The sequence below is a fragment of the Planctopirus hydrillae genome (genome assembly GCF_001707835.1).
GTDB lineage: Bacteria > Planctomycetota > Planctomycetia > Planctomycetales > Planctomycetaceae > Planctopirus > Planctopirus hydrillae.
Window position 1 is genome coordinate 116,522 of the sequence record NZ_LYDR01000033.1, and the last position, 14,050, is coordinate 130,571.

A 14,050-nucleotide genomic window follows, 5' to 3' on the forward strand; every position below is an offset into this window, starting at 1 on the left:
TCTCTTGAAAGCGAGGTTCATTCGCAGTCATCAGCCGGGCTGGCTGCTGCGGGTAGGGCAGCACCGGGGCAAATTCAGGGCACGCGCTGTTCGAATTCAAGTACTGGAATTGGCCAGAAACGCCGGAATTGACCGATTCCCCTGTTTCCGGGATGATTCCCCCTGAGCTTTGAGCGAACTTGAACCTGCCACCCTGATTGCGCGTCTAGCCTGAATTCTCGATTCATGAGGCAATGAAGAGGCTCTGAGCAGGAATTCCAAGACCACCTCGATGGTTGAACTCCGGTATTCGTTTGGGAAATTTGTCGCGATGTCCTGGCAAGCGTACTCACAAGATATTGGTCAAGCGGCTCGAAAAGCTTCCGTCGCGTTGCGGAATGTTTCCCCGGCCCGCAAGACTCAAGGCGTACTGGCCATTGCCAGAGCCTTGCGCAGCCAGTCGGCGGCGATTCTCGCTGCCAACGCGAAAGATATCGAAGCCGCCCCCGGCTATGGACTCAACTCGGCGGCGATTGATCGACTACGACTTTCGACTGACCGCATTGAAGCGATGGCTCGGGCCGTCGAGGAAGTAGCCGCACTGCCTGATCCTGTGGGAGCTGTGATTGATGGTTCTATTCGGCCGAACGGGCTGCAGGTTCAGCGAATTCGAGTTCCCCTGGGTGTGGTACTGTTCATATACGAATCCCGCCCGAATGTGACCACAGATGCTGCTGCCTTATGCCTGAAGAGCGGGAATGCCGTGATTCTGCGGGGTGGCAAAGAGGCCATGCACTCGAACCTGTGCCTGGGTGAAATTGTGCAGGGGGCTGTCGCAGAGGCCGGTCTACCCCCTGCCCTGGTCCAGATTGTCAATACGCCCGCCCGGGAAGTGGTTGGAGAACTGCTGCGACTGAACACCTTGATTGACGTGGTGATCCCGCGTGGTGGGAAGTCGCTGATCGAGCGGGTGATGTCAGAAGCGACCATGCCGGTCATCAAGCATTATGACGGCATCTGCCATGTGTATATCGACTCGAGTGCTGATCTCGATATGGCCAGCCGGATTCTGGAAAACAGCAAATGCCAGCGAACCGGGGTCTGCAATGCGGCTGAAAGTGTGCTGGTGCATGCAGCGATTGCTGAAAAGTTTCTGCCAATACTGGGCGAAATCATGTCCCGGCGCGGGCTCGAAGTGCGTGGTTGCTCGAAAACGTGCTCTCTATTGCCAGAAGCAAAGGCAGCTCAGGAAAACGATTACCGCACAGAGTACCTGGACATGATCATTTCCTGCAAAGTCGTCGATTCTCTCGAGCAGGCGATCGGACACATTGAAACGTATGGTTCGCACCATACCGACTGCATTATTACTGATGATTATTCTGCTGCTCAGCAGTTTGTGCAGGAAGTCGATTCTGCGGCTGTCATGGTCAATGCCAGTACGCGGTTTAACGATGGGGGAGAACTTGGCCTGGGGGCTGAGATTGGTATCAGCACTGATAAGTTTCATGCCCGTGGCCCTTGTGGGCTGATTGAATTGACGAGCTACAAATATGTTGTGCGGGGGGCTGGGCAAATTCGCGGCTGAGCCAGAGATCAAGCCATACCAGTTGTCAGCAGGGATGAGAGAAGAGCAGCGTGTTGGCAGCGATTCGTTATTAGCAAAAAATTTCGACTGAATTTTTCTCGACTGAATTCATCTCGACAGGGAAGTGGAGAGACAACATGGCCGATGTACTCAGCCAGTCGGAAGTAGAGACACTGCTGGCAGCACTCGATCCGGCTCCACGCAGTAATGCTGGAGCTGCCATGAGCAGCCCGGCACCCAGTTCGACACCGGTCCGTCGGCGAGATAATGGGCCACAGATCAGTGTGTACGATTTCAAGCGTCCCGAGCGCGTCAGTAAAGAGCAGATGCGTGCGTTTCAGGCATTGCACGAAGGTTTCAGCCGGGAGTTTGGCGCTGCACTTTCGGGGATGCTGCGAGCCATTGTGGAAGTCAAACTGATCAGCGTGGATCAATTAACGTACAGCGAGTTTGTCTTCAGCCTGGAGAACCCCACCTGCTTCAATCTCCTCGAATCGAAAGGTCTTGAAGGACATCTGATTCTGGATTTGAGTCCTTCGATCATTTTTCCGATTGTCGATCGTCTCCTAGGTGGTGGGAAAGAAAGCATCCCGAGCATTCCCAGTCGGCCACTGACTGAAATTGAACTGCAACTGGTTTCCCGGATCACATTGCTGGTGATCAATGGTCTTGAAAACGCCTGGCATAATGTGTGCAGCCTGGGTCTGAAGGTCACACAGATCGAGAGCAACCCTCAACTGGTGCAGATCGTCCCTCCCAACGAAGTGATTGTGCTGGTCAGTTTTGAGATCACGATGGGTGAAGTTCGCGGCATCATGAACCTGTGCATCCCGTTCAATACGATCGAGCCACTTTCCGGAAAACTCTCTTCAGACACATGGTCGGCTTATCAGAAGAAGGGGCTCGACCCCAAACAGCGAGTGATTCTGGAAGACGGGCTTTCCAAGGCTGCCGTCAAAATGATTGTGAATCTGGCACATACCCGACTCACAGCGCGAGACCTGGCCCATCTGGCGGTGGGTGATGTGATTATGACTGAACATCCCAAAGAAGATGGGCTGGAAGTGGTGGTCGAGGGCTGCCCGATGTTTATGGCGAAACCGGGTGCTGTGAAGGGGAAAAAGGCCATTCGGGTTACGGGAATGGTGGCCCACAGCCGGGATATTCTGCGGGAAAAGCTGCAAAGTGTCGCAGAATCATCGACGAGCAAATCTATGCCATCTGTCACTGAACCGAAAACTAATCCACCCAAGCCGCGGACCTGATTGACATTTGTGGTGCCAGTTCGCCGATGCACACTACGCCAGCAAATACATTAACGTGTATTGATTTGTATTCACCGACAGATATGCTGACAGTGACAAACTGATCCACCGAAAATCGTTGTCAAAAAAACTTCAATTTGCGGCAACTTGTTGACTCAGTACGATTTCCGGTATAAATCAATTGAGACAACGCGAAGTCGAGAAGAGAAATTGCTTGCCAGACGCCAGTTCATGGCGGATGCCATGCAGTTTGCGGCGATTGGATATTTGAAATAACTTCTTTCCTTACTGGAGATTACGGCAATCGAAACGACGCATCGTATTAATGATCAGATTCGACTTTCCCCAATTCGGGTGGTTGATCACGAAGGGAAAATGCTGGGAGTCATTCCCACCTCAGAAGCCATGCGTGTGGCATTGGAAGTTGGCATGGATCTCGTTGAGGTTGCTCCTGGCGAGCGTCCTCCAGTCTGCCGAATCATGGATTACGGCAAGTTCAAGTACGAACAGAAGAAAAAACACGCAAATTCGGCCAAGCAGCATCAGGTGCAGATTAAGGAAATTCGTCTCCGCCCCAAAACTGGTGAACACGACATCGAGTTTAAGGTGAAGCAGGCGAAGGAATTTCTGTCCCAAAAAGACAAAGTGAAGCTGAATATCATCTTTCGTGGTCGTGAAAATGCGCATCACGATCGCGGCAAGGAAATTCTTGCAAACATTATCCAGCAGTTGGCAGAGCACTGTAAAGTGGAGCAGATGCCCAAGCTGGAAGGTGGACGCAACATGATTGCCGTACTGGCTCCCAAGACATAACACGTTGGCTTAACAGCAGATGCAATCAGCCTGTTTGCATCAGACACGTGATGATTCGGGGAGATCAGCGGCTCAATCCGCCTAGTTTCCATCCATCGGTTCATTCATCATTCTGCGTTCTTGAGTGATTGAGCGCGATCGCTGGAAATTTACCGGGTCACTGAACTATACTCCCTTTTCCCGGATTCATGGCTTTTGATCAGAGGAACAGATCCTTTGATGAAAGACTTTGCTAAGCTGCAGCGTTTTCACTGCATTTTAAGACAGACAGTATTTCACGACAGGCAGTCTGCCGACATGTTGGCAGTCAAAGTTGAGAAGAGTTATGACTAAACAAAAGACCCACAAGGGAATGCTCAAGCGGTTCAAAGTCACAGCGAGTGGCAAGGCTAAGCACCGGAGTGCATACCGCGGGCACCTTTTGTCTCACAAGAGTGGCAATCGTAAGCGTCACCTCCGTCTTGATAACGTGGTGACAGGCCCGAACGCCAAGAACATCATTGAAGGTCTCCGGCCAATTCTCTAATCGACAGGCCTGTTTTTTATGGCCAATTTCTAAAGACCACTTTTTGATGTCCACTGTGGCTGGGAACGCGTTCATATCGTTTGTTCTTTGCTGATCGACGATCACACGAATACCGCCCTCTGAAGTTTACGACAGGTTATTATGCGTATCAGTTTTGCAGTTGCCCGCCATAAATCTCACAAACGACTTTTCCGCGAAGCTCGCGGTCAGGTTGGTGGTCGTAGCAAGCAGATTCGTCTGGTGAAAGAAACAGTGGTTCGTAACCGCTGCTTCGCTTTCCGTGACCGTCGCGCCCGCAAGCGTGATTTCCGCTCACTGTGGATCACTCGTATAACAGCCGCCGCTCAAATGCGTGGTCTTTCTTACAGCCGGTTTATTAACGGGATGGATCTTGCAGGGATCAAGCTCAATCGCAAGTCTCTCAGCGAGCTGGCGATTCATCACCCAACGGTGTTCGACGAAGTGGCCAACCTCGTGAAGGCTGCACTGCAGAAGAACAACGTCAATTTTGGTCGCAAGCTGGCTGCTGTCTAATCAACTATTTTCTGAATGCACGCTTTCGGGCGATTCAGGAGATTCAGGATATGGTTCTGGCGATGGGAGATCGCCCAGTCTTCAAATGTTTGAAGAGTCTCTCTGGGGGCGTGGAGTATCCACAGCCCCCTTTTCTTTTGTATGAAGCTCCTTGAAACGCTGGTTTTTCAGGATCATTGACTCACCGATCGAGCGACACTTGCCACGAAACGGGTCTCCATCACTTACCCATAATCACCGGATGAGAATCGAATGAGTACAGCCTACGAGGCCTTTCAGGTCTTTGAACAAGAGGCCACCGCAGCGATTGAAGCGGCACGAAATGTGGCTGATCTTGAGCAGGTACGCATCCTCTTTCTCGGGAAAAGCAAAGGGCGATTGAAAGATCTGCAGAGTGAACTGGGGAAAGCGACTCCCGCAGAAAGACCGGCCATTGGTCAGGCCTTTAATGAAATGAAACTGCGGGTCACTCAATTGTTTGATACCCGGGTCGAAGTGCTTTCTCGCCCGGAGAGCCAGCCTCGCGATTTTGATGTGACGTTGCCGGGAAATCTTCCCAGGTTAGGACGGGAACATCCCATCACCCAGACGATTGAAGAATTCAAAGAAATCATCGGTCGCTTCGGGTTCACTGTCGATGATGGCCCGGAGCTGGAAGACGAATATCACAATTTCGATGCGCTCAACATTCCTAAGGATCATCCCGCACGGGATCCGCTCGATAACTTCTACCTGGCGGCTGCTAAAACAGCGAACGGCCAGCCCATCCTTCTGCGAAGTCAGACTTCGACTGTCCAGATTCGAGTGATGGAACGAACTCGGCCACCCGTCAGAATTGTCTCTGTGGGCCGCGTTTATCGACCGGATGAAATCGATCGCACCCACCACCAGATGTTCCATCAGATGGAAGGACTCATGGTCGGCGAAGGAGTCACCATGGCCACTCTCAAGAGTGTGCTCAAGATGTTCGCGGCCGCTTATCTGGGTGAAGATGTCGAGATCCGCTTTCGCCCCTCATTCTTCCCGTTCACGGAACCATCGGTCGAAGTCGATGTCCGCTGGAGAGACGGCTGGCTGGAACTCGGTGGTGCCGGGATGGTCGATCCACAGGTTCTCGAGAATGTCGGTTACGATCCCGAGAAGATCACCGGCTTTGCGTTTGGATTAGGGATTGCCCGCTTCTGCATGCTGCGCCACGGCATCGACGATATTCGACTTTTCTATGAAAACGACCTGCGTTTCCTGAAGCAATTTTAGACCTGATCGCAGAGATCTCTCTTAGTGGCTGGTCGTAACAGTTCAGGAAAGACATATTCCTTTCCTGCGAGAAAACTGCGAGCTGCTGCCTGCTAAATCATGCTTGCCCAGAGCTGCAAGCATGGCACACGATCGGTGGTCTTTCTGTGCAATCAGTCAGTGGAAATCCATCAGCAAGTAACCGTCATCGACCAATCGGGCCGGAGGCTGTGCTGAACTGGAGCACGTCTCGAATTGCCGTAAAGTTAGGCTGCAATGTCAGCCTGACGTATCGGCGATCTCCCGAAACAACCGCCAGCGCTGCCATCGAAACGCCCTCGGCAATCGATGTGACCTGAGGAGCCTGAAGGGCTACTCCGACACCCACACCACCACCTCCGCCAGCATTGGGCCCGACCTGAGCCAGTGGTGGCCAGTTTCGAGCATCCGGCAAATGCCCTCTCAGCTCCGACAGGACCACATTGCCGGATGTTGTTGGCCTGGTCGCTTTACGCGAGGAAGCATCGGGAACTGGTGCAGCCACTTGACGACGACCACCTCGCATGAGAACTCGTAACTCCTGATCATCCTTTCCCAGGATAATCGTCCGGGTCGTCTCGTCCGCATCCGTCTGACCTTTGCGACGAGTGATCGTGACAGCCACCCGCTTACCGACAATATCGCCCTGCACATGACGAATCCGAATTCGATACTCACCATCGAAAGCGAACGGGCAGACGTATTCTTCCTGGCAGTTTTCCTGCCGTGGTCCAAAACCGTCTCGAGAAAGTAACCCACCGGCTGGAGTCCGGGGCGTTTCATGCGAACACGTCGACCCGCCGGGCTCATCGACCAGCAGATCGACATCACCGGCACCATTCCACTCGACTTTGACACTAAGGTCGCAGGCTTTGGATTGCTCGAATTGTCTGGTCAACATTTCTGCTGTCGCAGTCTCGCCCTTCTGTCGGAAAGCCGTGCTCGCTTCGATTGTCGCCGCTTCTGCCAGCTTGAGCATTTCTTCGCGATCAGCACCCCAGGCATACTGTGCGAGCCCTGGAGCACTCCACAAAATGGTCTCCCAGGCTTTATTGGCCATCGCGATTTTCGTGGCGAGTAAATACAACTCCACGCGCGTGGGATCTTGCCGAACTGCCTGGTCTAACAGCGACAGCGCACGTTCGGGCCGCCCTAAACGAGAAAAGTAGTTGGCAAGAAAAGCCAATGAAGCGGGATCATTTGCCCCCACATCGACGCCCGAGAGCATGACGCGTTCGATCTGTGCCTTGGGACGCTTATCAAGCTCCATCGATAACGCCAGCACTTCGTGCATCCAGGGCTGAACCTGGCCAGCCCGGATCGATGCCTCAATGAGACCGATGGCCGCTGCATGCTGACCCGATGAAGAAAAACCGGTGATCAGATCCCGAATAACATCGGGCTTTAGTGACTTCTCCACCAGAAACCGATCCCATTCTTCTGGCGTTTTAAAATTCACTGTTCTGGATGTGATATCCGTCGATGGAGAGTCTTTTTTCTGGCAGAAAGTCCGCTTGGAAAAAACAGAACTGCGAAGCGGGGCAGGTGGCAAAACCTCCTGCCCAAACTCCGCAGTTTCATTAAGAGACCTAGAACTCTGAGTCGAGTTTATCGGGTCTGGTTTTTTTTTAGTTGTTCAGCAGGCAAGCTGAAGAAGTTTCCTCCGCCACCGCCAAAGCCTTGCTGCCCACCCTGATTACCTTGTCCGCCGAGACCATTCTGCTGGCCACCGTTTAACTGGCCATTGTTACCACCACCTAAGCCACCAGCGCCAAAGAACGATTGAATCGGGATTACCAGGTCTGCGACCGGATAAACGCGGGTCGAAAGTGCGGTTTCAGCATCGGTGAGGGTCGTGATCTCCATCACTTCGTTACGAATCACATAAGTAAGCTGCAACGGTTCCAGCATCAGTCGGAGTGCACTCCGCAAGCTGACACCTGAAAGCTGCAGATTCACAGGTTGATCAATCGCGATCCCCTCTTCCATGATCTTGGCTTCATTGATCCAGATCTCAATCTTGTGGAGATCTTCGATGAAGTCCAAAGCGTCCTTCAGAGAGGTATCAATGAATTCCACTTCAGTAGGCTGATCCAACGCCGACAGAATCTTCTGCTCGTTGGGGCTGTTCTGCCTCAGGTCAACCGACTGGTAACGCTTGCGTCGTTCGCTCAAGGCCTTCCAGACTTCGGCCGGTGGGAAGACAATCGGAGGTTCATCCGGGAATGGCACGTGCGAGAGTTCAACCTGGTAAAGTGTTTCCAGGAACATATCCGCACGGCGAGCCCGCAGACGGAACACCCGGCGTAACTGTGTGGCTGCTTCGGCATTGAACAGAGCCGCTGCGGCTGCACCACTATTGGGTTCCAGATCGACCGCGACTCGGGCCACCGCCTCAGCTTCCGAGAAGGCGGCATCATCACCATGCCATCCCGCATTCATCAGAGCACGAATGCGGTCAATCAGATTCGCCAGACGCTCATCATCGAGAACCGATTGTTCGACAAGACGCTGCTGAGCCTCAAGCTGGGCCGATCGTTCCAGATTGCGAACGCGATCCAGATTTTCTTTTTCAATACGATTCGTCGTGGCCAGAATTTCCGAGCCAAGGACTCGTTCGAGACGCACACGTTCTTCAGCATTAATATCAATCGCAGACCGAACGGCAGTCAGTGACCGCTTCAGTTCATCGAGTGCCGCTCCGGAATCAACGGCTGAACGGGCAAACTGGACTGTCGAACTGACCTGCTGCCGTAACTTCTCGGCTTGAACTCGAATCAGTTGTTCCCGCTCGTCGAGTAATGAGGGCCCCTGGCCTGGAACAGTTCGTTCAACCATCGGTGCTTCGGAGGCAGGGGCATCCTGAGGAGCTGCGACCAGTCGTTCAATGGCGGCACTTTGAACTGAAAGAACTTTGGCCTGGGCAGCCAGTTGTGCGAGAACCTGACGATCACCTTCGCGAGAGGCTTTTTCAGCCCGGGCTGCGAGTAATCGGCTCCCTTCTTCAAATTCGCTGCTGGCCAGGCCCAAAGCTTCGAGCCCTGCCAATGAATTGGTGATCCCTTTTTCCGAAATCACCTGTCGCACAAAGGCGGGCAGGAATGCCGCATGGGCTGAGGATGGAGAGAGGTTATATTTCTCGGTGACAGCCCGACCGGCGACTTCACCGCGGATTGACAGTTCTTCGCCATGAATTGTTCCACGGCCCAGATAAACAGTTTCGCGATCTGACCTGAGTGGCAGGCCGCGAGACGGAATGAGTTCAAAAGCGGCATCACCTTCCACCTGAAATTCTTCAACTCGCAGGATGGGTGCTGTAATCGAGGCAGCGACTTGTGGGGCATCAGCCGCTGGTGTGGCTGAAGGCAGGCACCACAGGGCTCCACCGGTCTGCTGAGCGAGTGAGCCAATCAATTTGCCGTTGAATTTCGGCCCAAGGACATAGCTGTGAACAGCAACCTGCTGCTTCTCCAACTGGTTCAAAGTGGTCTGAAATCGTTCGATCGACACATACTCGGCGGTGCTATGGCCATCGCCAATGTAAAGAATGTGTCGAGGCCCTTTTTGGGTAAACCAGCCAGAGACTTCGTCCAGAGCCGCTGGAAGATTGGTGGCTCCCAGAGGTGTTCGCATCTTCAACTGTTGAACAGCTGAAACAGCGGCCGGTGTTGTCGAGGATGCGAATTCACCCATGAGGGATTCGACACCCACATCGACGGCAGCCACCCTGACTGTAACTTCTTGAGGAAGCGATTTGAGCAATTCGCTCACCAGTTCGAGGCTACCCTGGCGATAGGCACCCACCTGGCTGGCCGAAGTATCGACCAGAACAACCAGTTCTTGCGGACCTGCCACCGGAGCGAGATTTTTCCCTCGCAGGGCAATTGCCGAGTAAGTCGTCCCATCAGCATCTGCCTGCTGAAAGACCTGTGCGCGAACTCCGTGCTGATCGCCAGCAGTCGTGGCGACTGGCCGGGAAATGCGGGCATTGGCAGCATTGGTGGCCTTCTCATCCGCCCACGAGAGAGGCGCCCATGAGAGAGGAATGGCTACCGAACCGCTGAGGAGTGTGCAGAGCACCAGTCGTGACCACTGACGCTGAGAGAGGAAATGCATGTTTGAGCTTTCCAGAACTTCTGGCCGAATCTTCGAGATGGGGCTGCTGAATCAACATTTCAACAGCAGACAGATTTCCTGATCCGCAAAGTTTACCGCCATGAACCAACACCTTTGAAGAAAAATCTTCTCGCTTCTCGGGTGCAAATTGGCAAAAACCACACTTACCCGGCGCAATCCGTCTCATCGGTGGTCGTCGGGAAGATCGGCGAAGTCGCTCAATGACCGTGATTTCTGTTCTTCACAGGCGAATGAGTCTTGCAACCCGCATAACCCGAACAAGATTTTCAAGGGCAAAAAACTGCGGCCGTTGAGAAAATAGACCTGCAAAATAGCGAACCATCGATTTCAATCGCATTTTATCCAATCGCCTGCATTCCCAGAAACACGGCTCCTAAAATCCAGACGACGACCAGCAGGCTTTGCATCGACGTGAGTTGAAACCTGCCGCGAAGATGCCGCACTTTTTCAAACTCGGTTCTACCCCAGAAAATATAGAAAACCATCATTGCGAGCGGCACGACCATTAAACCAGCTCGTACCCATGGTCTATTTCCGCCAGGATCAACTCCGCTGAACCGCAACACAGTCAGCACGATTTGAAGCTCAAAAAGCGTCAAGAATATCAGCACACATGCCAGTGTGTACGTCGAAACACTGGGGGGTTGAGACATCGTCGAATCTCCTAAAGATCCCATCCCAAGAGATCACAGCCCAAGAGATCACAGTCCAAGAGATCACAGCCCAACCCGTTTTGAGCTGTCAGCAAACGATTCCGCCTCTAGCAACGGAAATATCGTGGAAAGCTCATTCGGCATGTGAACAGCACAACATGGCCTTGGACGGAATTCGATGACGAATTGATCCGCGATCGACGTTTAGTTTTCCGGAGCGGCTTCTGTCGCCGCCGCCTTTCCGCTGGTGAGGCTGATCCGCTGTCCTTCCAGCTTTTTGAAGCGAGAAATCGGATACATGCGGATGACGCGGTTTTTGTACATCAAACGACCTTCCTCATCCTTGGTGAGATGAGTCGCAATTTCGTCTGTCGCATCGCCTGAATACAGTGCTGCAAATGTGTAAGGATCGACGCCTCGACCTGATTCCAGATCGGAAACCACATCCAGCCCGCCGACAATCACACCATAAGGATTCAGAGATTTTGTCGCAGGAACATATCGTTGCTCCTGCTTGAGCCCTTCCATCGCGGCCCGCAATGAATCATAAGCGACAACAATCTTCTTGACTGTGTCCTCTGAAGGAGCCTGAAACTGCTCATCCTGAGCCGCGATTTGTGGCACCATGGCCTTCTGCCAGCTAACCCCTGCACCAAAAGCCAGAATCAGGCAGCTTACAGCACCAGCGAACTTCAATGATGGCGGCATCAACATTTCCTCAATTCAAATCCCACGGGCACATCGAATCAGCAATATACGGCCCAATCACATGGAAGTGTGATTGTTATGGAGTACTTTCCACATTCGCGGCGTGAACTCGTCGGTCCGCACTCAATTTGCCGTTCGTGCCGACCACGAGTCATCTCGTTTGTCAGGTCAAACGAGACGACCTCCCTGACAGCATAATTGCTGAATCCCCCGGGGAAAAGTCCCTGTTTCTTCAGGACGCGGATTCAGGAATCACTTCGCCAGAGGGCAGCAAGGGAAAATACGCGTCATCAGCAGTGATTGACACGAGAGATCGCGGTGGCAACACAATGAAAGGGAATCTGAAAAGCCAGGCCATCCCCCCAGGAACCCACACATCCAGAGAACGCGTAAGTCATAACCAATAAGCATTTTACGACAAGCAGAGAGTCAGACTGAAATTCGCCGCAAGTAGGAAATCAATTCGGCTGTCAGTTCCAGAATGTCATCTGTCCGATTTTCCCGGCAGGCCGATTCCACCTGAGCAGCCAGCAGGCTCAACTCCGGGAATCCATAGCCACCTCCAGCCCCTTTGAGCTGGTGCGCCTTCCGCTTCAGTTCATCGTGGGCTCTTTGCCCCAGCACCAGTTCAAGTTCAGAAATCCGCTCCGGCATCACTGCCACAAAATCAGCGATCAGTTCTTCATAATCGGGATCAGAAGCATATTCAGAGCGAACAGGTTGCATCAAACAATTCCTGGTTTCCAACACGATTTCGGCTGGGTGGCTCGAAAGGAAACAGCGTGGAAGCCTGCGTCAGGCGGCCTTTTCCTGCCAGCCATGATTTTGAACCGGGACGACTTCGCTCGGTCCCTTGGGAAGCAAATCTGCCGGCAATTGCCAGGCATCATCTGCACAAGTTTCCAGTCCGTCAGCCGCACGGAACCAGCCAGCCAGCTTGAGCAACACCAACCCGGCACCCAGCCCGGAAGCGCACAGCAATAAAGCTGTGGCGTCATCACCGATCAAATGCCTGAGAATTTCCATGGTCTTCCTCGCCACGAGGGTGCAAATGTCTGGTGTTGCACAAATTTTGACCGGCTCATGGGAGCTGATCGTGTATTTGCCGCTTAGCAGCAAAATGACTGACTTCAATCTCTGTTTTCCATCGACTTCCGCACTCCGGCGACTGCAATACAAAAACTTCATTCCTCAAGGATCAGGTGAACTCGCGCGTTAATCCCGGTGTATCCGCGCGGCTTGACACCTCCGCCGGCCTTATGGAAGCGAAAAATCGTCCTTGACCATTTCCATGGTTTTCTCGAAAACCCTGCATGAGTTCATTCCCCGGATGCCTCAGGACATCCGCATGGCCATTTCACCAGAGGAGTACAGCGACCGTGATGCCGCTGCTGCAGCGATACATCCTGGTCGATTTACTGAAGGTATTCGCCGTCAGTGCTGCAGGCTTTACGCTTTTGCTCGTCTTTGCCGGGGTTTATGTTGAGGCCAAGGAACATGGCCTGGGACCGATGCAGATCCTGCAGATCCTCCCCTTTATCATTCCCACACTGCTTCCCTTCACAATTCCTACGGCACTGCTCCTGACAGTTTGCGTCGTTTACGGCCGACTCTCTGGTGATCAGGAAATCATCGCTGCGAAAGCAGCTGGCATTCATATCATCTCCGTCCTCTGGCCCGCGTTTCTGCTGGGTGTGGTTCTCAGCATCTTCACGCTCGTCATCACGGACCAGATGATTCCGTGGTCGATGAAGCGTATTCAGCGGACCATCGCGATGGCTGTTGAAGACATTTTCTTCGATGTCCTCAAGGCCCAGAACCAGTTGAATCTACGCGATCAAGGGCTCTCGATTACCGTCATGGATGTCCGGGACCGTACGCTTTACATGCCCACATTCCGGTACATGCGTGGCAATAAGCCGGTCACAGTGCAGGCCAAAGAGGCCAGACTCCGCTTTGATCTCGACCGTGATGTCGTCGTCATGGAATTCAAGGATGGTTACATCAGCCTTCCGGATGATGCCAATACGCGTGTGCGCTTCCGCTATGATGCTCGCGAATTTCCCCTGCCAAATCGCAGTCAGAAGGCCAAATCCCGAGATATGACATCCCGGGAAATTCTGGCAGAAACGCGAGCGATGGCTACAGGCGATGCCACAGCCACCCGCCAACTGGCGATTGAGGCCGCTCTCATTCTGGCATCCGGCGATTTTGATCGCTTTGGGGAAAAAGAGTTCGCTGTCAGTCGCTATCAGGTCGACGAAGAACGCAACCGCAGCATGAAACTGACCACTGAACTCCACAACCGCATTTCCATGGCGTTTGGCTGTTTTTTCTTCGTGCTCGTGGGTGCACCATTTGCCGTCTACATGGCCAAGAACCAGTTTCTGACCAGTTTTCTCTTCTGTTTTGTTCCGATCCTGGTGGTCTATTACCCACTCTCCATGATGGCTCAGAATCTGAGCAAAGTCGGCAAGGTCGATCCCTCTTGGGCGGTCTGGCTCCCCAATGGTGCTCTCACCTTGGGATTCCTCTACATCATTCGACAACTGGCCCGCAATTAAACAGTTCG

At 53.0% G+C, this 14,050-nt stretch carries 13 protein-coding genes; 7 read left to right on the forward strand and 6 right to left on the reverse strand.

The window, feature by feature from the left end; all coding sequences use genetic code 11:
• Positions 1–310 precede the first annotated feature (310 nt).
• The 6 genes from A6X21_RS02825 (at position 311) to pheS (ending at position 5,962) form a co-directional block, all read left to right on the forward strand.
• On the forward strand, positions 311–1,567 hold the full coding sequence (locus tag A6X21_RS02825) for a glutamate-5-semialdehyde dehydrogenase (RefSeq protein ID WP_068846046.1): 1,257 nt from the start codon (positions 311–313) through the stop codon (positions 1,565–1,567).
• Positions 1,568–1,704: 137 nt separating this feature from the next.
• Positions 1,705–2,832, forward strand: a complete 1,128-nt coding sequence (gene fliM, locus A6X21_RS02830; RefSeq protein WP_068845988.1) for a flagellar motor switch protein FliM — start codon at positions 1,705–1,707, stop codon at positions 2,830–2,832.
• 303 nt (positions 2,833–3,135) lie between these two features.
• Positions 3,136–3,645, forward strand: a complete 510-nt coding sequence (infC, locus tag A6X21_RS02835; RefSeq protein ID WP_390416245.1) for a translation initiation factor IF-3 — start codon at positions 3,136–3,138, stop codon at positions 3,643–3,645.
• A 325-nt stretch (positions 3,646–3,970) separates the two neighbouring features.
• Positions 3,971–4,171 carry a 50S ribosomal protein L35 gene (rpmI, locus tag A6X21_RS02840; protein ID WP_013110759.1) on the forward strand — a complete coding sequence of 67 codons (201 nt, stop codon included), beginning with the start codon at positions 3,971–3,973 and terminating at the stop codon, positions 4,169–4,171.
• Between the two features lie 141 nt (positions 4,172–4,312).
• Positions 4,313–4,705, forward strand: coding sequence for a 50S ribosomal protein L20 (gene rplT, locus A6X21_RS02845; protein WP_068845989.1), 393 nt, complete (start codon positions 4,313–4,315; stop codon positions 4,703–4,705).
• Positions 4,706–4,957: 252 nt separating this feature from the next.
• Positions 4,958–5,962, forward strand: coding sequence for a phenylalanine--tRNA ligase subunit alpha (pheS, locus tag A6X21_RS02850; protein ID WP_068845990.1), 1,005 nt, complete (start codon positions 4,958–4,960; stop codon positions 5,960–5,962).
• A gap of 184 nt (positions 5,963–6,146) precedes the next feature.
• Here the strand turns inward: pheS and A6X21_RS02855 are convergent, their stop codons facing one another.
• The 6 genes from A6X21_RS02855 to A6X21_RS02880 form a co-directional block, all read right to left on the reverse strand.
• Positions 6,147–7,400 (reverse strand): DUF2135 domain-containing protein, encoded by a 1,254-nt coding sequence (locus tag A6X21_RS02855; RefSeq protein WP_131818158.1) that lies wholly within the window; start codon positions 7,398–7,400, stop codon positions 6,147–6,149.
• A 188-nt stretch (positions 7,401–7,588) separates the two neighbouring features.
• Positions 7,589–10,096 (reverse strand): vWA domain-containing protein, encoded by a 2,508-nt coding sequence (locus tag A6X21_RS02860; protein ID WP_068845992.1) that lies wholly within the window; start codon positions 10,094–10,096, stop codon positions 7,589–7,591.
• 359 nt (positions 10,097–10,455) lie between these two features.
• Complete coding sequence (locus A6X21_RS02865) at positions 10,456–10,770, reverse strand: hypothetical protein (RefSeq protein ID WP_068845993.1); 315 nt, start codon at positions 10,768–10,770, stop codon at positions 10,456–10,458.
• Positions 10,771–10,974: 204 nt separating this feature from the next.
• Positions 10,975–11,478: a hypothetical protein gene (locus A6X21_RS02870; RefSeq protein ID WP_131818159.1), complete on the reverse strand. Its 504-nt coding sequence runs from the start codon at positions 11,476–11,478 to the stop codon at positions 10,975–10,977.
• 429 nt (positions 11,479–11,907) lie between these two features.
• Positions 11,908–12,204: an Hpt domain-containing protein gene (locus A6X21_RS02875; protein ID WP_068845995.1), complete on the reverse strand. Its 297-nt coding sequence runs from the start codon at positions 12,202–12,204 to the stop codon at positions 11,908–11,910.
• A gap of 69 nt (positions 12,205–12,273) precedes the next feature.
• Complete coding sequence (locus A6X21_RS02880; protein ID WP_068845996.1) at positions 12,274–12,504, reverse strand: hypothetical protein; 231 nt, start codon at positions 12,502–12,504, stop codon at positions 12,274–12,276.
• Positions 12,505–12,860: 356 nt separating this feature from the next.
• Here A6X21_RS02880 and A6X21_RS02890 point away from each other — a divergent pair, with 356 nt between their 5' ends.
• On the forward strand, positions 12,861–14,042 hold the full coding sequence (locus tag A6X21_RS02890) for an LptF/LptG family permease (RefSeq protein ID WP_041401719.1): 1,182 nt from the start codon (positions 12,861–12,863) through the stop codon (positions 14,040–14,042).
• Positions 14,043–14,050 lie beyond the last annotated feature (8 nt).